A 25527-nucleotide genomic window follows, 5' to 3' on the forward strand; every position below is an offset into this window, starting at 1 on the left:
GGGGAACGACATCATGGGCTCGCACGGAATTCGGGACCGCGTCGCCATCGTCGGCATGGGCTGCACGCCCTTCGGCGAACACTGGAACCGCTCGGCCGACGACCTGCTGGTCGACGCGGTCGGCGAGGCGGTCACCTCGGCCGGCATCACCGTCGACGACATCGACGCCTTCTGGCTCGGCACACAGGCCTCCGGCGTCTCCGGCCTCACCCTCAGCCGCCCGCTCCATCTGCCCTGCAAGCCGGTCACCCGCCTGGAGAACATGTGCGCGACCGGCTCCGAGGCCCTGCGGAACGCCTGTTACGCGGTCGCCTCGGGCGCCTACGACGTGGCCATGGCGGTCGGCGTCGAGAAACTCAAGGACTCCGGGATGAGCGGGCTTTCGGGTACGACGATGCCGGGCGCCGGTGACGACAGCCGCGGCGAGATCACCGCACCGGCCAACTTCTCCCTCCTCGCCCCCGCCTACGCCGCCAAGTACGGCCTGGACGAAGCCGAGTTGAAGGACGTCATCACCCGTATCGCCTGGAAGAACCACGCCAACGGCGCGCGCAACCCGCGCGCCCAGTTCCGCAAGGAAGTCCCCCTGGAGCGCATCAAGTCCGCGCCCATCGTCGCGGGCATGCTCGGCGTCTTCGACTGCTCCGGCGTCTCCGACGGCTCGGCCGCCGCGATCGTCGTACGCGCCGAGGACGCCTACCGGTACACGGACAAGCCGATCTTCGTGAAGGCGCTGTCGCTCGTGGCGGGACCGGCGGACGGACTCCAGGACCCGGAGTACGACTTCACCACCTTTCCCGAGGTCGTCGCCTCCGCCCAGGAGGCCTACCGCCAGGCCGGTGTCACCGACCCGCGCGCCGAGATCGCACTCGCCGAGGTCCACGACTGCTTCACGCCCACCGAACTGGTGCTGATGGAGGACCTGGGCTTCTCCGGGCGCGGGCAGGCCTGGAAGGACGTCACCAGCGGCGTGTTCGACCTGGACGGCTCGCTGCCGGTCAATCCGGACGGCGGACTGAAGGCGTTCGGCCACCCCATCGGCGCCTCGGGCCTGCGCATGATGTTCGAGGCGTGGCTGCAGTTGCGCGGCGAGGCACCACCGGAGCGCACCGTGCGCACGCTCGCCGAGGGCCGTTCCCTCGCACTCACGCACAACCTGGGCGGCGGACCCGGCGAATGCGTATCATTCGTGTCATTGGTCGGCAGCGAACTCACAGACTGAGAAAGGGAGTTCGCCATGGGACGACTCGACGAGAAGATCACCGTCGTGACCGGCGCCACCTCCGGGATCGGCGCCGCCACCGCCCGCCGCGTGGCGGCCGAGGGCGCGCACACGGTGGTCGCCGATCTGAACCTCGACGGCGCCAAGGCCGTCACGGAGGAGATCCGGGCCGCCGGCGGATCCGCGCTCGCGGTCCAGGTCGACCTCGGGGACATCGAGAGCGTACGGGCCATGGTGGAGGCGACCGTCCAGACGTACGGCGGCCTCGACGTCCTGGACAACAACGCCGCCGCCACCCACCTGGCGGCCCATCAGGACCTGGCGGTCGCGGAGGCCGACCCGGCCGTCTGGGACGACACCATGCGGATCAACCTGCGCGGCACCATGGTCGCGATCCAGGCCGCCGTCCCGCACATGATCGCGCGGGGCGGCGGGTCCATCATCAACACCTCGTCCTGTTCCGGCATCGCGGGGGATCTGCGCAACCCCGCGTACGGCGCCTCGAAGGCCGCGCTCATCAACCTCACGAAGTACGTCGCCACGCAGCACGGCAAGCAGGGCGTCCGCTGCAACGCCATCGCACCCGGATTCATCGTCACGCCGGCGAGCGACGACTCGGCGCACGGAGCCATCCGGGAAGCGATGCTGCGCCATCACCTCACCCCACGGCTGGGGCTGCCGGAGGACGTCGCCTCGGCGGTCGTCTTCCTAGCCTCCGACGAGTCCGTGTTCATCACCGGGCACACCCTGCGCGTGGACGGCGGGCTGCTGGCCCATCAGCCGTATGTGGCGGATCTGCGCGACAGCATGTGAGTCACCGCAGCAGCAGGTCGATCACGCCCGTCAGATCCTCCTCACCGCTGCCTTCGGCGAGGCGTCGGCGCATCAACTCGAAGAAGGGGCTGAGCAGTTCAGGACTGACGCCCTGCTGCTCGGCCGTGCTCAGAAACGTCGGCGTGCCGGCCACCTGCATGGCGATATTGGACAGGACCCCCTTGGTGTAGTCGCCGCTCGTCAGCTGATCGGCGGTCGTGTGCACGGCCGGCGCCATCGCGACGAGCCAGTCCGCGAGCAGCGGGGCGAGCGACGTGGGGTCGATGTCCTCCTTGCGGATCAGCGCGAAGGCATGAGCGGCCCCGGCGAACATCCCGTACATGGCGCTCAGCAGGGCCACGTCGTGCAGGGCCGCGAAGCCCGCGTCCTCGCCCACGTAGTGGGTGCCGACCGGGACGCCCAGAGCTTCCTGATGCCGCTCGAACAGCTCCCGCGAGCCGCTGTAGAAGACGTAGCCGCCCGCTTCCGGGACGCCGACCATCGGCGGCACAGCCATGATCCCGCCGTCCAGGTAGCGGGACCGCGCTCGCGGGCCCACTCGGCGCGGGCGCGGGCCTCGGCCGGAGTTCCGGTGGTCAGGTTGACCAGGTCCCGGCCGGCCAGATCGGTGCCGCCCAGCACCTCCTCGACCGACGCGTCATCCAACAGGCAGACGACGACCAGCGTGTTCGCCGCGACCGCCGCAGCGGCGCTGTCCGCGACCCGCGCACCCTCGGCGCCGAGCGCCGCCGTGCGGGCCGGGGTGCGGTTCCAGACGGTGATCGGGTGCCCGGCGGCCATCCAGGCCCGGGCCAGTGCGGTGCCCATCGCACCGAGGCCCAGCAGCGTGACGGGGGTCTTCTCAACAGTGTTCTGTGTCATGCCGATCAGGCTGGCCGCAGCCCCGAAGGTGATCAAGTACGTACTTCGGAGTGGGTGGTTACTCTGGGGTGAGCGAGCACGTCAGAGGGGTGGGGCATGACGACGCTGAACCGGCCGGTTACACCAGACGGACACGTCTGCGGCATCGACACCGCGATGGAGGTCATCGGCGGCAAGTGGAAGGTCCTGATCCTCTGGGCCCTCCACGAACACCCCCACAGCCGCTTCGGCGAACTACGCCGCCTGCTCCCGGGGATCACCGAGAAGGTCCTCGCCTCTCACCTGCGAGAGATGGAAGCGGACGGGGTAGTACACCGAGTGTCCTACGACGAGGTGCCGCCCCGAGTCGAGTACTCACTGACGGAGGACGGCACGCGGCTGAACGAGGCGCTGGAGCCGCTAGCTGATTGGGGCCGGGACCGGCAGCGTCCCTAGGGGCGCGGGGAACTGCGCGACAAGCCCCCACCGGCCCGCAGCTCACACTTCCACCGGATCCTCTGGGGACAGGTCCCCCAGATAAGCGGCACGCACCCCCGCATCCCCCCGCACCTCCTCCGGCGTCCCCACACAGATCCGCCGCCCGAAGTCGAGAACAACCACCTGATCACACACGCTCATCACCATGTCGACGTCGTGCTCGACCAGCAGAATCCCCATCCCCCACTCCTCCGCGAGCCTCCGCACCAGATGGGCCAGTTCCCGCGTCTCGTCCTCCGACAGCCCCGCGGCCGGTTCGTCGAGAAGCAGCACAGACGGCGACGCGGCCACCGCGCGGGCGATGGCGAGCAGCCGCCGCTCACCGTAGGACAGGTCGCCGACCGGCCGGTTCAGACTGTCCTGGAGCCCGAACTCCCGCACGGCGACCAGCACATGCGCGGGCAGCGGCCGGCTGCCGGGCCGGATCAGGTCCGTGAGGTACGTCCACGGACCGGGCCGATCGCACGCGGCATAGAGGTTGTCCAGGACGGTCATGTCCTCGAACAGCTCCAGTGACTGGAAGGACCGGCTCAGCCCGGCAGCGGCACGCCGGTGCACCGGTGCGCGGGTGATGTCCCGCTCACCGAGCCGCACTTGTCCGGACGCGGCCCGGGTGAAGCCGGTGACGGCGTCGATGGCGGACGTCTTGCCCGCACCGTTGGGTCCGATGAGCCCGACGACCTGGCCCGGCTCGATGCCGAAGGACAGCCCGTCGACGGCGACGACACCGCCGTATCGGACGGTCAGGCCCTCCACGTGGAGGGGCAGAGGTGCCGCCCGGTCCACGGTCTGCTCGGTGAGGGCGTCGACTTCAAGAGGTTTCGTACGGCGGTCAACTCGTGCCGCTTGCTTGGCCAGTTCACGCCCGATGCCGTCCTGGTTGCCCACCAGCGTCAGCACCAGGATGATCCCGCCGATCAGCGGCATCCACTCACTGAGCCCCGGCAGGACCAGGTCCCCGAAGCGAGCCCCGACCGTGCCCGCCGCGAACGTGGCGCCGAACAGCGGGCCGACGAGGAAGCCGACGCCGCCGATCACCGCGAGCCCGAGCACGGTGATGGAGTCGAAGCTCGCGAAGTCGCTCAGCACCACGGACGTCGAGCGGAAGCCGGTCAGCACTCCGGCGAGTGCGGCGATGGCCGAGGACAGCCCGAAGGCGTACAGCTTGGCCGCGCGGACGTCGATGCCGAGGGCCGCCGCGGCCCGCTCGTTCGCCCGGACCGCGACCAGCCGGCGCCCGCTGCGGCTGCGCCGGACGTTGGCGACGACGAGCGTGGCCGCGACGAACATGACCAGCACGACGGTGGCGTACCGCTGTGGATGGTCGACCCCGGAGATGCTGATGCCGAAGAGCGTCTGCTTGCCCACCGCGATCCCGTCGCTGCCCGGGGTCGTGGCGAGGTCGGTGTTCTGGAACACCATCGTCTCCAGCGTGGTGCCGAGCCCGAGGGTGATGATCGCGAGGTTGACCCCGCGGGTCCGGACCGCCGGGAGCGCGAACAGCAGGCCGATCGGGACGGTGCCCAACACGCCCGCGAGCAGCGCGAGTTCGAAGGGCCAGCCCCAGTCGGCCGCCACATGCCCGGCGATGAACGCGCCGGTCCCGGCGAGGGCGTACGCCGCAAGGGACACCTGTCCCGCGTACCCGGTGACCACGATGATCGACAGGATGATCAGGGAGAGAACCAGGGTGGTGGTGATCGCGTCCGCCCACAGCGGCGACGACACGCTCACGAGCAGCAGCCCGACGGCCACGGCGACGGCGAGCGGCACGGGCCGTACCCGTCCCGTGCCCAGGGTCGGCATCCGGTCCAGGAACGTGCCGCGCAGCGGCAGTGCCTTGCCCCGCGCCACCAGCACCAGGGCGATGAAGAGGAACGGCACCGAGGCGGGGAGCCCGGTGACGTCGGAGCCGAAGCGGGTCAGCTCGGACTGCACGACGCCGATCAGCAGACCGCCCGCCAGCGTGACGGGGAACGAGGAGAAGCGGCCGACCAGGGCGGCGGCCAGCGCGCTCAGCAGCAGCGTCGTCAGACCGGTCACCGACAGGCCGATCACCGGCACGATCAGGATGCCCGTCAGACCCGCGAGCGCCGAGCCCAGCCCCCAGTTGGCGGCGGCGATCAGATCCGCGGACCAGCCCAGCGACGCCGCGGCGCTCTGGTTCTCCGCGACCGCCGTGGTGCCCAGGCCGAACAGGGTGCGCCGGTACAGGACATGGAGGACCACGGTGACCGCGATGGCGATCCCGAGCAGCCACACGCGGTCCTCGGACACCTTCGCACCGGCGATCTCCAGCAGCTGGTTCGGCAGCTTGCCCGGCACCAACTGCACGCTGTCGCCGTAGCGCTTGACGGCGACGGCGGTGAGCACGATGAACACCGCGAGCGTGCCGACCAGCCGAGCCAGCGACGACGCCCGGCGCAGCGGGCGGATGACCAGCAGGTGCGTGAGCAGTCCCAGCAGCGCGGACGCGGCCACCCCGCACGCCACGGCCGGCCAGTAGGGCATGCCCTGTTGCACGGCCAGCTCCCACTGCACATAGGCCCCGGCCATCCCGATCGCGCCGTGCGCGAAGTTCAGGACACCGGAGCCCCGGTAGATCAGCACGATGCCCTGGGCCGTGAGCGCGTACAGCGCACCGAGCCCCAGACCGAGCAGCGCGAAACGCAGGATGTCGTCCACGACAGTTACCTCCCAGGGCCCCAGGGCCTACCTCTCAGGGCTCCATGAGTAGCGAACGTCAGGGGGCCCGGCAAGGCTATAACGCACATTCATTTAAATAATTGCTACGAGAGTACTTCTCTAACGAGACATCTCGCTTCATGCTGTCGGCATCTCGACGTCGCCCATCCGGGCCGACTCCCTCGGAGGGATCATGAACGACTCACGCCGACGCAGAACTGCCGCAGCGAGCTGTCTCGCGGTGACCGGAGTGCTCCTGGCCGCCGGTTGCGGGGGAGAGGCCTCGGGCACCTCGACCACCTCCGAGCTCAAGGGCACCCCGGTCAAGGTGATGGTCTGGGCCCCGGAGGACACCCAGGGCAGCGCCCAGCCCGGGGTCCGGCTCACGGCCCAGGCCTACGAGAAGTGGATCAACGACAACGGCGGGATCAAGGGCGGCCCGCTGAAGGTGCTCACCTGCAACGAGAAGAACGAGCCCGACGAGGCCGAGAAGTGCGCCCAGCAGGCCGTCGCCGAGAAGGTGGTCGCGGTCGTCGGCTCGTACAGCCTGGCCGGCGACCGCTACATGCCGATCCTGGAGAAGGCCGGCATCCCGTACATCGGCGGCACCGGCGTCTCGGCCGCGGAGTTCTCCAGCCCGATGTCCTTCCCGGTCAACGGCGGTACACCGGTGGTGTTCGCCGCGCACGGCAAGCAGTTGGTGGACGAGGGCTGCAAGAAGATCTCCGGCGTACGGTACGACGTGGCCGCCGCCGCGATCGTCTCGAAGTTCCTCACGCTGGGTGTGACCGCGGCCGGCGGCGCGGCGCCCAAGGACCTGAAGGTGCCGGTCACCGCGACCGACCTCGCTCCGCAGGTCGCCGCCGCGACCAAGGGCGCGGACTGTGTCAGCGTCATCCTCGGCACCCACTCGGACCTGTTCGTGACGTCGTACGTGCAGTCCGGCGCCGACACCCAGCTGGGCAGCGTCGTCGGCAACCTCACCCCGGAGCTGGCCGAGAGCACCGGCGGCGCGAGCAGCCCGCTGGAGGGCTCCGCCATCACCGGCTACTACCCGCCCGTCTCGGACGCCTCCTGGAAGGACTTCGTCGAGGCGGCCGGCGGCAACAAGGACATCGACACCACCAACGGCGCCAACGAAACCGCCTGGGTGGCGTTCAAGGTCTTCACCGAGGCCGCGAAGACGCTCCCCAGCATCACGTCCAAGGCCCTGGTCGACGAGCTGAACACGACCGACGGCATCGACACCGGCGGCCTCACCCCGAAGCTGACCTGGCAGGAGTCGACGGCTCTCCCCATGGAAGGCATGGGGCGGATCCACAACACCACCGCCACCGAACTGACCATCCGCGAGGGCAAGATCGAGTGGGCCGAGTCCGGCTCCACGTTCGTCGACGTCCGCAAGCTCCTGACCGCGAAGGCGTCGGGGTGATGCACCCACCGAAGGCACCACTGATCGAGGCCCGTGCCGTCTGTGCCGGATACGGCACGCGGCCCGTCGTACGCGACCTCGACCTGGAGGTCCGCCCCGGAGAGGTCGTCGCCCTGCTCGGGCCCAACGGCGCGGGCAAGTCAACGACTCTCCGGGCGCTGGCGGGCGACCTCGCCGTGATGAGCGGCGAGGTGCGGTGGCTGGGCGACGCACGCCGGGCGCCGCTGCACCGCCGGGCCCGCGAGGGCCTGGCGTACGTGGGGGAGCGGGCGGTCTTCACCGGCCTCGACACGGCCGAGAACCTGCGCGTCGGCCGGGTCACCACCGACCGGGCGATCGCGCTCTTCCCCGAGCTCGGCACCCGCCTGACCACCGGAGCGGGCATGCTCTCCGGCGGCGAGCAGCAGATGCTGTCCCTGGCGCGGGCGCTGTGCCGCTCGCCCCGGCTGCTGCTCGCCGACGAACTCTCCCTGGGCCTGGCCCCCCTCGTGGTCGACCGCCTGCTGCGCGCCGTGCGCGAGGCGGCCGACCAGGGCCTCGGCGCCCTCCTCGTCGAACAGCACGTACGCAAGGTGCTGGACATCGCCGACCGCGTGTACGTCCTGCGCCGCGGCCGGATCGTCATGACCGGCACCCCGCAGGAACTGCGCGAGAACCTGAACGCGATCGAGTCGTCGTATCTGGCCGAGGAGCGTTCCCCGCAGAGGACGGATCTCTGAACCTCACCACCTGACGATGATCAACAAGCAGAGGCGCCGCCTGAGTCGGCGACGACAGCGCAGTGACGCAGCGCCGGTTGCCGGTGCTCAGTGGTGGTACGCGGCTGTCGCGATCTTGATGAAGGAACGGATCAACGGGTTGGTGTCACCTTCGTTCCACACGGCCACCACGCGGCTCGGCGCCATGTCGGTCAGCGGGACCACGGCCAGCTCCGCGGGCAGGTCGTGTCCGAGCGGGGCCAGGCCGACCGTGCCGTTCCACAGCACGGCCTGCAGGCATTCCTGGACGGCGCGCACCACCGGGCCCTCGCGCGGCGTGCCGGCGTTCCAGTACGACTGCCAGATGGGGTCGGTGCCCTGCGGGAACTGGAACCAGCGGCGCCCGCTCAGCTCGGCCAGCCGCAGCCGGTCGCGGCGGGCCAGCGGATCGTCGGCGCGCAGGACCACACCCACCGGATCGGTCCGCAGCGCACGCACCCTCAGGGCAGTCTCGTCGAACGGCGCCCGGGTCAGGGCGACGTCGACCAGTCCGGCGCGCAGTCCGCACGTCGGGTCGGTCAGATCGGTGTCGCGGATGCGGATGTCGATGCCGGGGTGGCTGCGGCGGTAGGCGGCGGCCAGCCGGGACATTCCCGGGTCGGTGCCGTCGCCCAGGATGCCCACGGTGAGGGTGGCGACGCCGGCCGCCGCGCTCACGCGTACCCGGACCTGGTCGGCATGGTCGAGCAGGGCCCGCGCCTGGTCGAGCAGCACGGTGCCCACCGGGGTGAGCGTGACGCCGGTGGGCGAGCGGGCGAACAGCAGGGCCCCGACATCGGCCTCCAACTGCTTGATCGCCCGGCTCAGCGGCGGCTGGCTCATGTGCAGTCGGGTGGCGGCCCGGCCGAAGTGGAGTTCCTCGGCGACGGCCACGAAGTAGCGCAAGGTCCGTAGCTCCACGCTGCAACGATACCGACGAGGTATCGGCGCTGTGGAATGGGTTTTGGACACCGGCAGGGTGTCGGCGGTGCACTCGTGAGCATGACCGAAGAAGCAAGGACCAGCGAGCCGCAGGCCGACCCCGCCGTATCGGTGGTGGGTCCCGGCGACGGCGAGACGATCGTTCTGGGCACCACGCGCATGCGCGTTCTGGAGGACGGCGGCCACACCGGGCACCGCCTCGCGATCGCCGAGTCCGTCCTCGCTCCGCACACCCAGGGACCGCCGCAGCACCGCCACGGCCGACACGACGAGGGGTTCTACATCCTCTCCGGCACGGTGCGGTTCACCGTCGGGGACGAGGATTACGACGCCACTACGGGCACGCTCGTGATGGTTCCGCCCGGTGCCCCGCACACGTTCGCCAACCTGTCCGACCAACCCGCCGTCATGCTCAGCACCTTCACCCCCGACCTGTACGTGCAGTACTTCCGAGACCTCCAGCAGGTTCTCGCCGACGGCCGGCCGCTGACGCCACAGGCTCATACCGACGCGATGAGCCGCTACGCGACCGAGCCCGCCACCGACCTCGCCTGAAGCCGACGGGATTATGAACATCGCCTATTGGATCGTTGCGGGACTGCTCGCCCTCTTCTACGTCTACGCCGGCACGCTGAAGGTGAGCCGCAGCCGCGATCAACTCCGACCGATGATGGCCTGGGTCGACCGCGTGCCCTTGCCCGTCCTCAGGGCGCTGGGGACGATCGAAATACTCGGCGCGACCGGCCTGATCCTGCCGCCGCTGACCGGCATCGCTCCCTCGCTGGCACTGGCCGCGGCCATCGGCTTCGTACTCCTGCAGACCGGTGCGATCGCCGTCCACCTGACCGGCGAAGACCGCCGGATCACACTCAACGTCGGACTCACCGCCACCGCGGCCGTGACTGCCTGGCTGGCCACCACCTGGCTGTGACCGAGCACAGTCCTCGACCGGTGGACGCGCCCGCGGGCCGACCGCCCCACGGCCATGGCCTCGAAGTCCAGCCCAGACACCAGCCGCAAGGTAGCGGGTGAGGGATGCCGGCCCCAAGGGGTGGTAAGGCAGTGCCCTCCCGGCTCACTCCGCCCAGTCGAGCTGATGCTCCGGAGTCCCCACCGACCGTCCGTACGCGATCACTTCGGCACGGCTCGCCTCGTCACCGCGTCGGTACCGGAAGACCTTGCCCGCGAAGACGACGACGCGCTCGTCACCCGCGGTGAAGTCCGCGTACCAGCCGTTCGACGGCTCGAGCGTGGCAGCGAGGGCGTCGGCGACGTCCGCCATGTCGTCGGCGTCCGCCTCCCATTCGACGAACGTCCACAGGCTCGGCTGTCTGTCGGTCGCACTCGCCGAGACATCCATCCGGCGGATCCCGCGCAGGCGCAGACCTCGCGGCTGGAACACCGCGTCAGAACGGAGGCTTTCGCCGATGACGTATCCGGTGATCACGTGTGAACTCATGCACCGAAGCTAACCGTTGCCACTGACAGTGGCGTGGTGGCGGGACGTCACCCTCCCCCGAAGGTGGCGTCCCGCCACCGCTCCCCCGGTGCCGGACAGTGGTCCGACCGTCCGTGAGGGGCGGTCATGTGCCGTCACCAGCACATGACCGCCGTATCCCCCGATCCCCACGTCGAGTGGAGGCGCACACGGACGAAGTAGCGGCGGCCCTTGACGAGCCGGACCTTGATGGCTGCGTTGTGCGGTGTGCCGCCGTCGTCCTGGCCGGCGAGGTAGCGGGGTTCGCCGTCCCGCTCCTCGAAGACCACGACGACGGTGTCGCTGTCGCCGAAGGTGCCCACGCTGTACTCGCGGGTCTCCGGCGGCTCGATGGTGAAGTCGGCCTGCTCGCCCGGGGCGAGGCGGAGCGGCGCCGAGCGGAAGGGCTGCAGCTCGGGTGACTGGAGGACGTCCGCCGGCGGGTACCAGCGCAGGACGAACTCCTTGTCGGCGGGGGAGAGCGTGCCGGGCGGGTTCAGGCCCGCGCGGTACTGCTCCGGCTCCAGGATCAGCCCGTCCGAGAAGGGGTACTCCATGATCGACTGCGGGTCCCAGACGGAGCCGTTGACCTCGTCCGGGTCGAGCTTGCGCAGGATGTTGAAGTGGGTCCTGTCGCGGCTCCAGAAGTTCGGCGGGCCCGCCAGATCGGCGTACACGGCCTCGTCGTCCCAGTGGATGCCGGCGAACGGGTTCTGGTGCTCGTGCAGCATGCCGAGCGCGTGCCCGATCTCGTGCAGGGCCGTCCCGCGCTCCCCGGGCGCGGTCAGGTCCCAGCCGAAGTTCATGGTCCGCTCACCACGCCCGACCCGCAGCGCGTCCTTGCCGACGGTCGACCAGGAGCCGTCACCGAGCTGGAACCCGATCCGCAGCTCGGCCTCCGAGCGGTCCCCGACCTCCACGAAGTGCAGACCGATGCCCAGGTCCCGCCACTCCTGGAAGCACTCCCGCACGACGTCCTGCTGCTCCTTGGGGCCGACCCACGACACCCGGCGGCTCTCCCCGGTCCCCGGTACGGCGATGACGGATCCGTCATCGTCTCCGGCGAAGAAGTAGTAGTGCAGCACCGTGCCGTTGACCCACATCTGTCGACCGCTGATGAGCGCACTGAGCCGCTCGGCGGTCAGCCCCGGTGCGAAGACGGGAGCCGACTGCTGCGCGAGGGAGCAGTAGCGTGCGGTCATGCGATCAGGGTGCCGTCGACCGCCCCCGGGGCGCCTGAGTCGAGGGCTACTCAAGTCGCCCTGTATCAGGTGTGAGTAACCGTGCTCTTGTTCACGTGACGACTTACGAACGGGACACGAAGGCCCTTGAGCTGCCCTGGCCGTTCACCGGCCGGGAGAACGAACTGGAACTGATCCGCCGGTCCTTGGGCGCGAGCCGGCACGGCATCGTGGTGACGGGACCCGCGGGCTGTGGCAAGACCCGGCTCGTCACGGAGGCGGTCCGCGGCACCGACTGCGCCAAGGCGGCCGGCACGCCCGAGGCCCGGCACATCCCCTTCGCCGCGTTCGCGCACCTGCTGCCCGAGACGGTCACCCTGCACAAGGCGGTCCAACTGCTCTCCGCCGTACGGACCTTGCTGGTCGACGACGCGCACCTCCTCGACGACGCCTCGGCCGCCCTGGTCCACCAGCTGGCGCTGCAGGGCCGCACCCGGCTGCTGGTCGTGGCCACGGACGACGTACCGGTGCCCGGCGCGGTGTCCCGGCTGTGGACCGGTGAGCTGCTGCCCCGCCTCACCCTGGAGCCGCTGCCGCGCGAGGAGACGGACCGGCTGGCCGCCGCGGGCGCCGGCGGGCGACTGGAGCCGCTCACCGTGAACCGGCTGCACCGACTGTGCGGCGGCGACCTCCGGCTGCTGCGCGACCTGTCCGGCGCGCTGCGCGAACAGGGCTTGCTCACCAGGACCCCGGGCTCGGACGAACAGGCCTGGCGCGGCCCGCTGCCCCTGACCGCGACCGTGCGCGAACGCACCGCTCACGTCATCCACCGCGTCGACCCCGACGAGCGCGAGACCCTCAAACTCCTCGCCTTCGCCGACCCCCTGCCGCCGACCGCCGACGACTTCGACCTGCGCGTCCTCGAATGCCTGGAGACCGACGGCCTGATCGACATCGACGACCACGGCGCCGTACGACTCGCCCACCCCCTGCACGGCCCGGTCCTGCGGGCCACGGCCGGCCGGCTGCGGGCCCGGCGGCTGGCCCGCACCCCGGACCAGTGCGGCCCGGCCCTCAAGGACGAGGCGGTCGAGCTGGCACGGCAGATCGACGAGGCCGACGTACGGACGCTGCGGACACCCGTGGGGGAGTGGCTCATCGAGGAGGGCGAGCCGGTCCCCGCCGAATACGCGGCCGTACGCGCGCGTGCCGTGCGGCTGCGCGGCGAACTGCGCGAGGCCGCGGCCTGGGCACGCGAGGGCCTGCGGGAATCCCCCGACGACCCCTCCTGCCTCCTCGAACTCACCCTCGCCGCCGCCCAGTCGGGCGAGCGCACGCCGGCACACAAGGCACTCACCACACCTCCGGCATCGGGCGAGGCGGCAACCTGGCTGGCGGCGGCACGCGGCGACATCGACACCGCGGTCCGGTCGATCACCGGTGACGATGCGCTGGCCCACTACGACGCCGTACGCCTAGGCGCTCCCGGACAGACCGCCGCCCGGCTGCCCGCGGACAGCCCATTCGCCGCCCACGCGGACGCCCTCACCCGCGGCGACGGACCAGCCCTGGACCGCGCTGCCGAACTCCTCCAGGAGCGCGGCCTCCTGCTCTTCGCGGCCGAGGCACACGCCCAGGCCGCACGCTCCCACCGCGACCCACGCGCCGCCCGAACCTCCCGCACCCGAGCCGTCGCCCTGACCCGCCGCTGCCAGGGCGCCCGCACCCCGGCCCTGTCCGGCCTCGTCCTCGGCGAACTCACCGCCCGCCAACGCCAGATCGTCACCCTCGCGGCCGCAGGCCTCACCAACCGCCAGATCGCCGACCACCTCACCCTGTCCGTCCGCACAGTCGGCAACCACCTCTACAGCGCCTACACGAGACTGGGCGCAAGCGACAGAACGACGTTGCCATGCCTGCTGGACGCTCAACCGGCGTAAGTGAAGCGCCCCGTGAGGGGCGCGGGGAACTGCGCGACAAGCCCCCACCGGACCCGCACCCGAATACAGCCCCACCAGCGGAGCTAAGCCGCCCCGAACGCCGAAAACGCCCACCCCGTAGCCTGATGCACCGCATCCCCCGGCAACGCCCCGCGAGCATCCCGCAAAGCCTCAGCCAACGACAGCCCCACGCTCAGCCCCTTGTGCAGGGCGACCATCAATGGCACAACCGCCGCGTCATTGACAGGCGCACTGCTCGCCACAACCCCCGCCGTCCCCAGCGGCAACAGCGCCGTGACCAGACCAAGGAGTTCATCCGCACCGACGGACGCCAGCCGCGCGGTATCGCAGCTGGACAGGATGATCCGATACGGGCTGCGGTCCAGCCGCTCGAAGTCGTGCACGATGAGCGGCCCGTCGCCCATCCGAAGCGACGAGAACAGCGGACTGTCCGCACGGAACGTGCCGTGCGCGGCGATATGGGCCAGCGCCGCCCCGTCCAGTTCCTCCAGCACTCGCGGTACGCGCGCGTGGTCCTCCTCCAGAACCGTCGACTTGCCGTACCGGTCGGCCAGTTCCGGCACTTCCGCACCGCCGGTCGCGAGCCCCGGCCCGCGCACCAGGACATGACGGCCACCCGGCGGCGGCTCGGTCTCCCTCGCCCGCAGCCAACTGCTCGCCGACGGCGACACGCTGAGCACCCGCTCCCGCAGCGACGGCAGCAGCGCCCACGGCACCCGGTGCAGCCGGCCCGGCGGCACCACCACGACCGGCCCGGAGCCCAGATGCGCGGCTGCCGGGCCGAGCAGCAGCTCCTCCAGCCGCCGCCCCGCCGCCTCCACCACCGGCAGCCGGCCCTCCGCCCCCGGATGCGCCAGCCGCCGCAGCCCGGCCTGTACATGCTCGGCCTCGACGACCGCGTCCGCGAGCCGCCCGGCCTCGTACCGCCTGACCCGCCCCTGTCCGCACAGCAGCACCTGCACGCGCCCGTCGAGCACCACGAGTTCGACCAGCCGCATCTCGCCGAGCCGCTCCAGCAGCCGGGCCGGGTCGAAGGACGCCCCGTCGCCGGGCGCGTCGCCGCGGATGTGCAGGGTGCGGGAGCGGATCTCCCGTTCCAGCCGCCGCTGTTCACGCTCCAGGGCCGGAACGGGTCGGGCCTCCATCCGGGTGGCCTCCGCGCGTGCGGCGATCTCCCGGTAGGCGGTGAGGGCGCGTTGCAGCGCCGGGTCGGCGGGCGGCCGGGTGGGTGGCGCCGACAGCACGGTGGCCCGCCAGCGTTCGCTCCACACCAGCAACTGCCGAGGCCCGCCGGAGAGCAGACTCGCCTGCTGGGCGAGCGCGGCCAGCTCGGCGCCCTGCGCGGTGGCGCGGGCCCGCAACTCCGAGGCGCCGAGCGTCATCCGGTGGTCGTCGAGTACGTCGAGCCCGCGCCGGCACGCCTCCAGCACCCGTCGGCCGGAACCGGCGGCCTGCGCCCGCAGGGCCTGCGCCGCCCAGCCCGTCAGCCGCGCCAGCGGCGGCCCGCTGCGCCGGCTGCGGGCGGCGACGGTCAAGTGCCGTTCCGCGTCGGTCCGCCAGCCCAGCTCGAGAGCGATCCGGCCCGCGAGCAGGGACGCCTCGGGCGCGGCCGGCGCCCCGAACGCGGCCAGCCGGTCCGCCACCGCGGCGGCGTCCGCGACCAGACGGCCCGAGCCCCGCCCGGCGGCCACCCGCGCCTCGATCAGCACCAGCCGGGCGTGCGTCTCCCACCAGGTGCGGCGCTGCGCCGCGAACAGGCGTACGGCCAGATCCGCGCGGGCGATCGCGGTCTGCGGATCGCCCGCGAGCCGTGCCGCGCGGGCGGCAGCCAGCAGCAGCTCCGCCTTGCGCGTGGACTGCCCGCCGATGCCGTCGAGCACTCCTATGGCCGTGTCGGCCTCGGCGAGCGCCTCGGGGGCGAGACCGGCCGCCATCAGGACCTCGCAGCGGCGGATGTTGAGCATGAACGTCGGCGTGCCGAGCTTGGCGTACCGCTCCTCGGCCTCGTCCAGGAGCCGCAGCGCGGCCGGCACGTCCCCCGACCGGAACGCGGCCAGCCCCCGGCTCTCCACCGCGTCCGCCTTGTCGTGCTCCTGGCCGGTGGTGTCCCACAGCGCCTCGGCGGCGGTGAAGTCGGCCTCGGCCCGCTCCACCGCGCCCAGCGCCAGATGCACGGTCGCCCGCAGCGTCAGCGCCCGCGCCGTCCAGATGACGTCGTCGGCCTGCCGCAGCACGGGTATGGCCCGGCGTACGTCCTCCAGCGCCTCCCGATGACGGCCCAGCACCCACCAGACATACGCCCGGCGGTACAGCACCCGCGCCCGGGTGAGTCCCGTGCCGCGCGCGACACCCCGCTCGAACGCCTCCAGGCCCTGCCGGGTGCTGCCCGCGTGGACCAGCGCCACGCCGAGGGTGCCCAGGACGTCGGCCTCCCGGTCGGCCGATCCGGCGCGTGCCGCCAGATCGCGGGCTCGCCGCAGATGCCGCAGGGCGATCCGCAGGTCGCCGAAGTCCCGCTGCCACATGCCGATCACCTGGTGGGCGACACTGGCGTGCAGCGGTGAGGGATCGTCGGCGAGGACCTGTTCCGCCCGCGCCAGAGCCTCTTTCGGTGCGGCGAACACCATCGGCAGCAGTTCGAGAACCGAGTCGCTTCCCGCTGTCACCCAAAGGATGGTAGTGGCCCCGGATACACGCCACACGGGTTTGGCGCTGTATCAAGCGACGGCTCAGTGACTCTGACTGACGACCGACGCCTCAGTGGGAGGGGACACGCGATGGCACCTCAGCGATTCCATGAGCAGTTCGACCAGATCCAGCGCTCCATGCCCGATGTGCCGCTGGCGATGGGGCCGGACGACTCCGCCGAGTTCTTCTACGAGAAAGGCGTGGTCCTCGCCCGGGACGGGGAGGAGGCCCGGGTCGTCGAGGAGACCGTGCGCACGCACTTCACCGAGGCCACCGGCCTCACCTCGGACCGGGTACGCCGGGCGGGCCCGGAGACCAACCGGTCCGGCATCACCCGCATCCAGGTCGGCGACCCCGGCCACGGCGACCGCCGCGGTGACCGCGCCGTCGCGGGCGCCCTGCGTGCCCTGCGGGGGGCGGAAGAGCGCACCGGGCGCAAGCTGGTCAGCCGTAACCACGTGGTGTCCACGACGGTCAACGCCTGCAACCCGGCGGAGCCCGTGCCCGCCCTGCTCAGCCAGACGCCCAACCCGTCCGCGGCCGAAGCGACGTACGACCCCGACACCGCCGTCGGCGTGCTGGTCATCGACACCGGCCTGGTGCACGACTACCGCTCGTACCCGCTCATGACGCATGTGCGGGGAGACGCCCAGATCAAGGAGTGCGACGAGAACGGAATCCTCCAGCAGTACGTCGGTCACGGCACGTTCATCGCCGGACTCGTCGCGGCTCTGTCGCCCAACACGGACATCGACGTCAGCAACTCGCTCAACGACGCGGGCGCCATCCTGGAGTCAGAGTTCGGCGAGAAGCTCTTCGACGCCGTCGACCGGCACGGCTGGCCGGACATCATCAGCCTGTCCGCGGGCACGCCCAACGGCACCGCGACCGGGCTGCTCGGCGTGGAGAACTTCATGCAGGCACTGCGGAACCAGCCCCGCACTCTCCTCGTCGCCGCCGCCGGCAACAACGCCAGCGCCACGCCGTTCTGGCCCGCCGCCTACGCCGACCTGCCCGACTACCAGGACGTCGTGCTGTCGGTCGGCGCGCTGCGCAGCGACGGCGACTTCGGAGCCTGCTTCACCAACCACGGCTCCTGGGTCAAGGTCTACGCCCCCGGCGAGCAGCTGACGAGCCCCCTCATCGGCTTCGACGCCCCCGTGCCGTACGTGTATCAGCACACCACGTACGACGCCTGCCGGTTCGGCTTCTCCTACCTGTGCACCTGCGTGCACCCCTGCCACACCGGTGAACTGACCTCCGGTTCCGCCAAGCCGGACCAGGTGATGTTCGAGGGGTTCGCGCACTGGAGCGGGACCTCGTTCGCCACTCCCGTGGCCGCAGGCCTGGTCGCCGCCCATATGACCGCGCACAAGGAGGCCGACGCCCGCGCCGCCCGACAGCAGCTGCTCGCCGCGAACACCGAGTTCGCCGAAGTGCGCGGGGCGCACGTGCCGGCGCTGCGGCCGTCGACCTGGCGCCCGGTTCCGGTCGTCCGGCATCCGGCAGGCGCATGACTGCCGGAACCGCCCCTTCCACGGCGTACGATGACGTGCCGTACACGAGGGGTGGGGCTGTGGACCGTGCAGATGTCGGCGCGCTCGTCCAGTCAGCCGTGGACGGCGACGCGGCGGCCTGGAAGGCGCTGGTGGAAGGGCTGAGCCCACTGGTGTGGTCCGTCGTGCGCGCGCACCGGCTCTCCGACGCCGACGCGCACGAGGTGTACCAGACCGTGTGGTTCCGCTTCGCCCAGCATCTCGGACGTATCCGAGAGCCCCAGAAGGCAGGGGCGTGGCTGGCCAGCACCGCACGGCACGAGTCCCTGAAGGTGCTCAAGAGCTTGAGACGGTTGACCCCCACGGACGACGCCCAGCTGCTGGACCGGGTCAGCGAGGACCGTACGCCCGAGCAGTCGGTCATCGACTCGGAGGACGCCGCGGCCCAGACCGAGCGCGTCCGGCGGCTGTGGCAGGAGTTCGAGGAACTGGGCGAGCGCTGCAGGCAGTTGCTGCGGATGCTGATGGCCACACCGCCGCCCAGCTACCAGGAGGTGTCCGCCGCACTGGGGATCGCCGTGGGCAGCATCGGGCCGTTGCGCCAGCGCTGTCTGCGACGCCTGAGGGCCCGACTCGAGGGAGCGTTGTGAACGAGAGCGACGACGAGCGCTTCGGCGACGAAGAAGGGCTGGAAGAGGGGCTGGAAGAGGGGCTGGAGGAAGGTCTGGAGGAAGGGCTGGACAAGGACTTGGCCGACGGCCTGCTGGACGAACTCCGCCAGGCCGCCGCCATCCTCGACCCCGTCCCGGCGGAACTGCGGTGCAGTGCCGTCGAGGCGTACGCGCTGCGCGACCTCGACGCCCGGCTGGCCGAGTTAACGTTCGACTCGCTGATCGACGCGATCCCGGTAAGAGGGGTCACGGACGCGCCGCGGATGCTGACCTTCCGCTCGGGGGACGTGACCGTCGACGTGGAGGTGACCGGGCAGGGGCTGCTGGGTCAGGTGCTGCCGCCGCAGTCGGCCAGCATCGAGGTGCTCGGCGGCCCCCCGACGGCTCCGCCCACCACCCTCACCTCCGACGACATGGGCCGCTTCACCAGCGACGCACCCCCGTCCGGCCCGTTCGCCCTGAGGCTACGGACCGGCGCGGAGGTCGTCGTCACGGAGTGGCTGCGGGCCTGACGGGGCGTGGATGTCCCGGCGCGCTCGGGGTCGCCCGGTTTACTGGGCGCGGGCGGGGTTGGTGGGGGCGCGCATGCCCCGGCATGTTCGGAGCCGTCCACCTCACCACGCGCACGGCAGGGTCTGCGGGCCGCGGATCATTGTCTTGCGGCGCCAGACGACCTGGTCGGCGGGGACGGCGAGCCGCAGGCCCGGCAGCCGGTCCAGGAGGGTGCCGATGAGTAGTTCGGTCTGCAGGCGGGCGAGCACGGCACCGGTGCAGTAGTGCGAGCCGTTGCCGAAGGCCAGGTGCGGATTGGGGGCGCGGTCGAGGTCGATCCGGTCCGGCTCGGGGAAGACCTCCGGGTCGCGGTTGGCGGCCAGATAGGAGACGTAGACGGCATCGCCCGCCGCGATGCGCTGCCCCCGCAACTCGACGTCCTCCAGGGCGATACGGGCAAGGCCGACCGAGCTGCGGTGCGGGATGTACCGCAGCAACTCGTCCAGCGCGGCGTCCCGTACCTCGGGCCTGTTGCGCACCCCCTCCATGAGCTCGGGCCGGGTGAGCAGCAGGTAGAGCATCTGGCCGCAGTTGTGGGTGACGGCCTCGCCGCCGATCTGCAGCGGACCGGCGAGACCCACCGCCTCCGTCTCGCTGATCTCGCCGCGCCCGACGGCGGCGGCCAGCAGCGAGTACACGTCGTCGCCCCCGCTGCCCCCGCCGCGGATCGTCTCCGTGATCCAGGCGTACATGCCGTTCTTCGCACGGTCGGCGGCCTCCGCGCCACCGGACGTGGAGATGATCTGCCGCGTCCAGGCGTGCACCTGCTCCCGGTCGGCGGCGGGTACGCCCATGACCTCGCTCACCAGATTGATCGGGAAGGGCTCCAGCACCCGCTCGATGAGATCCGCGGGAGGCCCGTCCTGCACGACGCCGTCCACCAGGCCGTCGAGCATCTCCTGCGCCCGGGGCCGCAACCGCTTCATCGCACCCACGGTGAACGCACCCGCGACGGCCTTGCGCAGCCGGTTGTGGTCGGGCTGGTCGGCGAAGGCGAGCGAACCCGGCCGCGGCTTGAAGTGCGGGGCCATCCGCGTCACCTGACGTTTCGTCACCTCCGCCCGCCCGAACCGCGGATCGTTGGTGATCATCTTCACGTCGTCGTAGCGAGTGGCCAGCCACGCCCACCCCTCGCCGTGCGGCAGCCGGATCCGGGTCAGCGGGCCCTCGCGCATGAGGTCCGCGAGGAACGGATCGAACTCCGTCCCGTCCAGGTCGAGCGCGGGCCAGTCCCGTACCGGCGGCGGGGCCTGGTCGGCGAGCGTGGTGGTCATCTCGTCGGTCATGCCCCCACCCTCACCGCCCCCGCCCGGTCTGTCGCGCGGGAGTGCTCCAGCCGGAGGGCCGAAGAGCCGGGCGGGGGAGGGTCAGCGCGGCACGGAGTCGACCAGCCGCGCCAACGCCGAGGCGAGCCGAGACAGCCCGCTCCCCGCAGGGCCGCCCGGCTCCGTCATATACGTGTCCCGCCGGATCTCCACCATCAGCGCGCTCACCCGCGGCTCGGCCCGGTAGAACTCCAGCGGCACATACGTACCGCTGAACGGGCTGTCCAGCCCCACCTCGCCGAAGGCCTCCCGCGCGGCGGCCACCAGCTCCGGCGGCGTGTGGAAGGAGTCGGTACCGAGACAGACGGGCGGCCGGGGCCCCGATCCGTGCAGCTCGTACGGCAGCGGGGCGCTGGGATAGGAGTGCACGTCGATGATCACGGCCCGCCCGACGGCCGCCAGCCGATCCGCCACGGCGTCCGTCATGGCTTGTGCGTACGGCCGGAAGTACGCGTCGATCAAGGGCTCGGGGTCGATACCGTCCGCCCGCAGCACCCCCCGCTGAGTGGTCCGCGTATACACGGCCCCCATCCCCACGGCCAGCATCTCCTCCCGCTCATCCGGAAACCGCTCGGGGTCGACGACCAGCCGCGAGAGCCGATTGACGAACCGCCAGGGCGCGAGGGCCGCCAACTCGGCCGCCACGTCCGCGAGTTCCCCCGTATGAGCATCGGTGATGAGATCCAACTCCCGCTCAAGTGCCGCGTCGTCCAGCACGATGCCGGAGCGAACGTCGGGCGGCATCTCCCGCGCCCCGTGCGGCACATGGAGGATCACGGGGGAGTCTTCGGCACCGACCACCAGCTCAAAGGAGGGCGGTGAGTAACGGGACATCGGGAGACTCCTTACAAGCTGCGGGCAGTCGTGCCGCCTGGGGCGGCAAACACGGCTCCGCCCCGGCCGGGCAACGCCAACCGGGGCGGAACAGAACACAAGCGGGCCGGGGTCGTAGAACCCCGCCCCTACGTCAGCTCAGCGACGCAAGCGTCTCGTTCCACGTCGTGGACGGCCGCATCACCGCCGCCGCCTTCGCCGGGTCGGGCTGGTAGTAACCGCCGATCTCGGCCGGGCTGCCCTGGACGGCGTTCAGCTCGCCGACGATCTTCTGCTCGTTCGCGGAGAGCGTCTCGGCGAGCGGCGCGAACGCCTTCGCCAGGTCCGCGTCGTCGGTCTGCTGGGCCAGCTCCTGCGCCCAGTACAGGGACAGGAAGAAGTGGCTGCCGCGGTTGTCGATGCCGCCGACGCGACGGGTCGGGGACTTGTCCTCGTTGAGGAAGGTCGCCGTGGCGCGGTCGAGCGTGTCGGCGAGGACCTTCGCGCGGGAGTTCCCGGTGAAGTCGGCGTACTGCTCCAGGGACGGCACCAGCGCGAAGAACTCGCCGAGCGAGTCCCAGCGCAGGTAGTTCTCCTTGACCAGCTGCTGGACGTGCTTCGGCGCGGAGCCGCCGGCGCCCGTCTCGAACAGGCCGCCGCCCGCCATCAGCGGCACGACCGACAGCATCTTGGCGCTGGTGCCCACCTCCAGGATCGGGAACAGGTCGGTGAGGTAGTCGCGCAGGACGTTGCCCGTCACCGAGATCGTGTTCTCGCCGCGGCGGATGCGCTCCACCGACAGCTTGGTGGCCTCGACCGGGTTCAGGATCCGGATGTCCAGGCCCTCGGTGTCGTGCTCCGTCAGGTACGCCTTGACCTTGGCGATCAGGTTGGCGTCGTGCGCGCGGGTCTCGTCCAGCCAGAACACCGCCGGGTCGCCGGAGGCACGGGCGCGGGTGACGGCCAGCTTCACCCAGTCCTTGATCGGCGCGTCCTTGGTCTGGCAGGCGCGGAAGATGTCACCGGCGGAGACGGCCTGCTCGATGACGGCGTCGCCGTTCTGGTCGACCAGGCGGACCGTGCCGGTGACCGGGATCTCGAACGTCTTGTCGTGGGAGCCGTACTCCTCGGCCTTCTGCGCCATGAGGCCGACGTTCGGGACCGATCCCATGGTCGACGGGTCGTAGGCGCCGTTGGCGCGGCAGTCCTCGATCACGGCCTGGTAGACACCGGCGTAGGAGGAGTCCGGCAGCACAGCGAGGGTGTCCGCCTCCTGGCCGTCCGGGCCCCACATGTGGCCGGACGTGCGGATCATGGCCGGCATGGAGGCGTCGACGATGACGTCGGACGGCACGTGCAGGTTGGTGATGCCCTTGTCGGAGTCGACCATCGCCAGCTCCGGGCCCTCGGCGAGCTCGGCGTCGAAGGAGGCCTTGATCTCGGCGCCCGCGGGCAGGGACTCCAGGCCCTTGTAGATACCGCCCAGACCGTCGTTCGGGGTCAGACCGGCGGCGGCGAGCTTGTCGCCGTACTGGGCGAACGTCTTCGGGAAGAAGGCGCGGACCACATGGCCGAAGACGATCGGGTCGGAGACCTTCATCATCGTGGCCTTCAGGTGCACGGAGAACAGCACGCCCTCTGCCTTGGCCCGGGCGACCTGCGCGGTCAGGAACTCGCGCAGCGCGGCGACGCGCATCACGGAGGCGTCGATGACCTCGCCCTCGAGGACGGGTACGGACTCACGCAGGACGGTGGTGGAGCCGTCGTCGCCCTTGAGCTCGATACGGAGCGAACCGGCCTCGGAGATCACGACGGACTTCTCGGTGGACCGGAAGTCGTCGACGCCCATCGTCGCCACGTTCGTCTTGGAGTCGGAGCTCCAGGCGCCCATGCGGTGCGGGTGGGTCTTGGCGTAGTTCTTGACCGAGGCGGGGGCGCGGCGGTCGGAGTTGCCCTCACGCAGGACCGGGTTGACCGCGGAGCCCTTGATCTTGTCGTAGCGGGCCTGGATCTCCCGCTCCTCATCGGTCTTCGGGTCGTCCGGGTAGGCCGGCAGCGCGTAGCCGTGCGCCTGCAGCTCGGCGACCGCGGCCTTGAGCTGCGGGATGGACGCCGAGACGTTCGGCAGCTTGATGATGTTGGCCTCGGGCGTCTTGGCCAGCTCGCCCAGCTCGTGCAGGTCGTCCGGGATGCGCTGGTCCTCGGTGAGGTACTCCGGGAACACCGCGAGGATGCGGCCGGCCAGCGAGATGTCCCGCGTTTCCACGGCGACACCCGCCTGCGAGGCGTACGCCTGGACCACCGGCAGGAAGGAATACGTTGCCAGGGCCGGGGCCTCGTCAGTGTGCGTATAGATGATGGTCGAGTCAGTCACCGGGTGCTCCGCTCCACGTCTGCAACATTGCTCGACATCAAGATATCTCGTGGTCGACCTCGGCTCGACAGGGGTCCTCGCACGGTTTCGCGGATTCTGTGCATCTTCTGAGCGTTCCCGAGCGTCTGATCTTGTGATCGCGCACCTTGATCGCATTTCGATCGAACTCCGATCGAGCTCCGATCGCACTTCATCCGACGGCCGGACCTGACCACCCGGCCGCCCGAGCGAAAGCGGACCATGAGATATCGCAGCAGAGTGACGGCCCCGGCCGCCCTGATCGGCACCGCCGCGGCCCTGTCCGTCGGCGCCCAGGCGCACGCGGCTCCGGCAGCCAAGGGCACGCCCGGCCCGGAGACGTTGGGGGACCCCGTCTACCCGAGCCTCGGCAACGACGGCTACCGCGTGTCGGCCTACCACCTCGACCTCGCCTACGACGCCACGACACAGCTCGTCGACGCCACGGCCACCCTGAAGATCACCACCACCCAGGAGCTCACCCGCTTCTCCCTGGACGCCCTCGGCCTGGACATACGCACCGTCACCGTGGCCGGCCGCACGGCTGCCTTCGAGCAGGCCGACGAGAAGCTGCGGATCACGCCCGCCCGGTGCCTGCCCGCGGGCAAGAAGGCCGCCGTCGCCGTGACGTACACGGCGGACCCGCGCCGCACCCTCGCGCACACGGCGTGGGTCCCCACCCCGGACGGCTTCGCCATCTGCCCCCAGCCGGACTCGGCGCACACCGTCTTCCCGTGCAACGACCACCCCTCGGACAAGGCCGACTTCACCTTCCGCATCACCGTCCCCGACGGCCTGCGCGGCGTCGCCAGCGGCCGGCTCGTCCGCACCGAGCAACTCACCGGCGGCCGGACGGCGTACATCTACCGCTCCAGGGAGCCGATCGCCACCGAGATCGTGCAGATCACGGTCGGCGACTACGTGGTCACGGACCGGCCCGGCCCGCACGGACTCCCGCTCCGGGACGTCGTACCGACCGCCCGCGCCACCGCCCTGGAGCCGGCGCTCGCCCTCACGCCGAACCTGGTGAGCTGGATCGAGCAGCGGCTCGGGGCGTACCCGTTCGAGACGTACGGCCTGCTGCCCTGCAACTCCGACGACCCGAACGCCTTCGACTTCACCGGCCTGGAGACCCAGACCCTCACCCTGTACAAGCCGAACTACCTCCTCCAGGAGGAGTCCAAGATCGGCTCGCACATGATGCACGAGCTGGTCCACTCCTACTTCGGCAACCTGGTCTCGCCGGCCACCTGGGCGGACCTGTGGATCAACGAGGGCCACGCCGACTTCTACGGGTTGCTCTACCGCTACGAGCGCGGCTGGCCGGACTCCATCGGCTTGACCACGATGGAGGCCCGGATGAAGAACACCTACGCGCGGGGCGACCAGTGGCGCCGTGACTCGGGCCCGGTCGCGGCCCCGAACGCGGTGAACCTCTTCGACAGCCAGCGCTACCTCGGCGGCGTCCTCGTGCTGTACGCCCTGCGCAACGAGATCGGCGAGAGCGCGTTCAACGCAGTGGAGCGCGCCTTCCTGGACCGCTTCCGCAACTCCTCGGCGTCCACGGACGACTACATCGCCGTCGCCTCGGAGGTCTCCGGCCGCGACCTGTCCGGTTTCCTGCGGGACTGGCTCTACGGCACGAAGACCCCGCGGATGCCCGGCCACCCCGACTGGACGGTGACCCCGCCGAGCTCGTCACTGCGGCGGCCGGAGAACCGGACGGACGGGCACCACGACAACTCGGCCACCCTGTAAGGGATCAGCCGAGGTAAGGGATT

The 25527-nt window shown here is 71.0% G+C and carries 20 protein-coding genes and 1 pseudogene; 12 read left to right on the plus strand and 9 right to left on the minus strand.

Annotation, left to right across the window (positions count from 1 at the left end; translation table 11 throughout):
* Window positions 1-13: 13 nt before the first annotated feature.
* Both KCH48_RS01240 and KCH48_RS01245 read left to right on the plus strand, forming a co-directional pair.
* Entirely contained in the window at window positions 14-1222 is a 1209-nt protein-coding gene (locus KCH48_RS01240; RefSeq protein WP_210569478.1) for an acetyl-CoA acetyltransferase, read from the plus strand.
* A gap of 15 nt (window positions 1223-1237) precedes the next feature.
* On the plus strand, window positions 1238-2035 hold the full coding sequence (locus KCH48_RS01245) for an SDR family NAD(P)-dependent oxidoreductase (RefSeq protein ID WP_210569480.1): 798 nt from the start codon (window positions 1238-1240) through the stop codon (window positions 2033-2035).
* Between the two features lies 1 nt (window position 2036).
* Here the strand turns inward: KCH48_RS01245 and KCH48_RS01250 are convergent.
* A pseudogene (locus tag KCH48_RS01250) lies at window positions 2037-2917 on the minus strand (NAD(P)-dependent oxidoreductase).
* 96 nt (window positions 2918-3013) lie between these two features.
* Between KCH48_RS01250 and KCH48_RS01255 the strand changes: the two are divergent.
* Window positions 3014-3352 (plus strand): helix-turn-helix domain-containing protein, encoded by a 339-nt coding sequence (locus KCH48_RS01255; protein ID WP_210569488.1) that lies wholly within the window; start codon window positions 3014-3016, stop codon window positions 3350-3352.
* A gap of 42 nt (window positions 3353-3394) precedes the next feature.
* Here KCH48_RS01255 and KCH48_RS01260 read toward each other — a convergent pair whose 3' ends face one another.
* Window positions 3395-6079 carry a branched-chain amino acid ABC transporter permease/ATP-binding protein gene (locus KCH48_RS01260; RefSeq protein WP_210569490.1) on the minus strand — a complete coding sequence of 895 codons (2685 nt, stop codon included), beginning with the start codon at window positions 6077-6079 and terminating at the stop codon, window positions 3395-3397.
* A 193-nt stretch (window positions 6080-6272) separates the two neighbouring features.
* Between KCH48_RS01260 and KCH48_RS01265 the strand changes: the two genes are divergently transcribed.
* Window positions 6273-7511, plus strand: coding sequence for an ABC transporter substrate-binding protein (locus KCH48_RS01265; RefSeq protein WP_210569499.1), 1239 nt, complete (start codon window positions 6273-6275; stop codon window positions 7509-7511).
* Window positions 7511-8230 carry an ABC transporter ATP-binding protein gene (locus KCH48_RS01270; protein WP_210569501.1) on the plus strand — a complete coding sequence of 240 codons (720 nt, stop codon included), beginning with the start codon at window positions 7511-7513 and terminating at the stop codon, window positions 8228-8230. Before KCH48_RS01265 ends, KCH48_RS01270 begins: the two co-directional genes overlap by 1 nt.
* A gap of 87 nt (window positions 8231-8317) precedes the next feature.
* Here KCH48_RS01270 and KCH48_RS01275 read toward each other — a convergent pair whose 3' ends face one another.
* Entirely contained in the window at window positions 8318-9169 is an 852-nt protein-coding gene (locus tag KCH48_RS01275) for a LysR substrate-binding domain-containing protein (RefSeq protein WP_307840769.1), read from the minus strand.
* An 81-nt stretch (window positions 9170-9250) separates the two neighbouring features.
* On the opposite strand from KCH48_RS01275, the gene KCH48_RS01280 reads away from it, so the two are divergent.
* Both KCH48_RS01280 and KCH48_RS01285 read left to right on the plus strand, forming a co-directional pair.
* Window positions 9251-9745, plus strand: coding sequence for a cupin domain-containing protein (locus tag KCH48_RS01280; protein WP_210569503.1), 495 nt, complete (start codon window positions 9251-9253; stop codon window positions 9743-9745).
* 13 nt (window positions 9746-9758) lie between these two features.
* Window positions 9759-10121 (plus strand): DoxX family protein, encoded by a 363-nt coding sequence (locus tag KCH48_RS01285; protein WP_210569506.1) that lies wholly within the window; start codon window positions 9759-9761, stop codon window positions 10119-10121.
* A gap of 144 nt (window positions 10122-10265) precedes the next feature.
* Here KCH48_RS01285 and KCH48_RS01290 read toward each other — a convergent pair whose 3' ends face one another.
* Window positions 10266-10649, minus strand: coding sequence for a hypothetical protein (locus KCH48_RS01290; protein ID WP_246884674.1), 384 nt, complete (start codon window positions 10647-10649; stop codon window positions 10266-10268).
* Between the two features lie 134 nt (window positions 10650-10783).
* A complete protein-coding gene (locus KCH48_RS01295; protein ID WP_210569508.1) occupies window positions 10784-11869 on the minus strand; it encodes a M12 family metallopeptidase in 1086 nt (361 codons plus the stop codon).
* Window positions 11870-11964: 95 nt separating this feature from the next.
* Between KCH48_RS01295 and KCH48_RS01300 the strand changes: the two genes are divergently transcribed.
* Entirely contained in the window at window positions 11965-13788 is a 1824-nt protein-coding gene (locus tag KCH48_RS01300; RefSeq protein WP_210569510.1) for a LuxR family transcriptional regulator, read from the plus strand.
* Between the two features lie 83 nt (window positions 13789-13871).
* Here the strand turns inward: KCH48_RS01300 and KCH48_RS01305 are convergent, their stop codons facing one another.
* Entirely contained in the window at window positions 13872-16475 is a 2604-nt protein-coding gene (locus KCH48_RS01305; RefSeq protein ID WP_307840770.1) for a CHAT domain-containing tetratricopeptide repeat protein, read from the minus strand.
* 111 nt (window positions 16476-16586) lie between these two features.
* Here KCH48_RS01305 and KCH48_RS01310 point away from each other — a divergent pair, with 111 nt between their 5' ends.
* The 3 genes from KCH48_RS01310 to KCH48_RS01320 are packed head-to-tail and all read left to right on the plus strand — an operon-like array spanning window position 16587 to window position 19176.
* On the plus strand, window positions 16587-18014 hold the full coding sequence (locus KCH48_RS01310; RefSeq protein ID WP_210569512.1) for a S8/S53 family peptidase: 1428 nt from the start codon (window positions 16587-16589) through the stop codon (window positions 18012-18014).
* Window positions 18015-18073: 59 nt separating this feature from the next.
* The gene (locus tag KCH48_RS01315) at window positions 18074-18643 is read left to right on the plus strand and encodes an RNA polymerase sigma factor (RefSeq protein ID WP_210569514.1); all 570 of its coding nucleotides are present in this window, start codon (window positions 18074-18076) and stop codon (window positions 18641-18643) included.
* Between the two features lie 50 nt (window positions 18644-18693).
* Window positions 18694-19176, plus strand: coding sequence for a hypothetical protein (locus tag KCH48_RS01320; protein ID WP_210570879.1), 483 nt, complete (start codon window positions 18694-18696; stop codon window positions 19174-19176).
* 102 nt (window positions 19177-19278) lie between these two features.
* On the opposite strand, the gene KCH48_RS01325 is transcribed toward KCH48_RS01320, so the two are convergent.
* The 3 genes from KCH48_RS01325 to KCH48_RS01335 all read right to left on the minus strand — a co-directional run bounded on the left by KCH48_RS01325 (window position 19279) and on the right by KCH48_RS01335 (window position 23728).
* Window positions 19279-20502 carry a cytochrome P450 gene (locus KCH48_RS01325; protein ID WP_210569516.1) on the minus strand — a complete coding sequence of 408 codons (1224 nt, stop codon included), beginning with the start codon at window positions 20500-20502 and terminating at the stop codon, window positions 19279-19281.
* Between the two features lie 81 nt (window positions 20503-20583).
* Window positions 20584-21375 (minus strand): N-formylglutamate amidohydrolase, encoded by a 792-nt coding sequence (locus KCH48_RS01330; protein WP_210569518.1) that lies wholly within the window; start codon window positions 21373-21375, stop codon window positions 20584-20586.
* Between the two features lie 133 nt (window positions 21376-21508).
* Entirely contained in the window at window positions 21509-23728 is a 2220-nt protein-coding gene (locus KCH48_RS01335; RefSeq protein ID WP_210569520.1) for an NADP-dependent isocitrate dehydrogenase, read from the minus strand.
* Between the two features lie 258 nt (window positions 23729-23986).
* On the opposite strand from KCH48_RS01335, the gene KCH48_RS01340 reads away from it, so the two are divergent.
* Window positions 23987-25504 carry a M1 family metallopeptidase gene (locus tag KCH48_RS01340; RefSeq protein WP_374104637.1) on the plus strand — a complete coding sequence of 506 codons (1518 nt, stop codon included), beginning with the start codon at window positions 23987-23989 and terminating at the stop codon, window positions 25502-25504.
* Window positions 25505-25527 lie beyond the last annotated feature (23 nt).

It is taken from the genome of Streptomyces sp. GESEQ-4 (assembly GCF_017948455.1).
Taxonomy (GTDB): Bacteria; Actinomycetota; Actinomycetes; order Streptomycetales; family Streptomycetaceae; genus Streptomyces.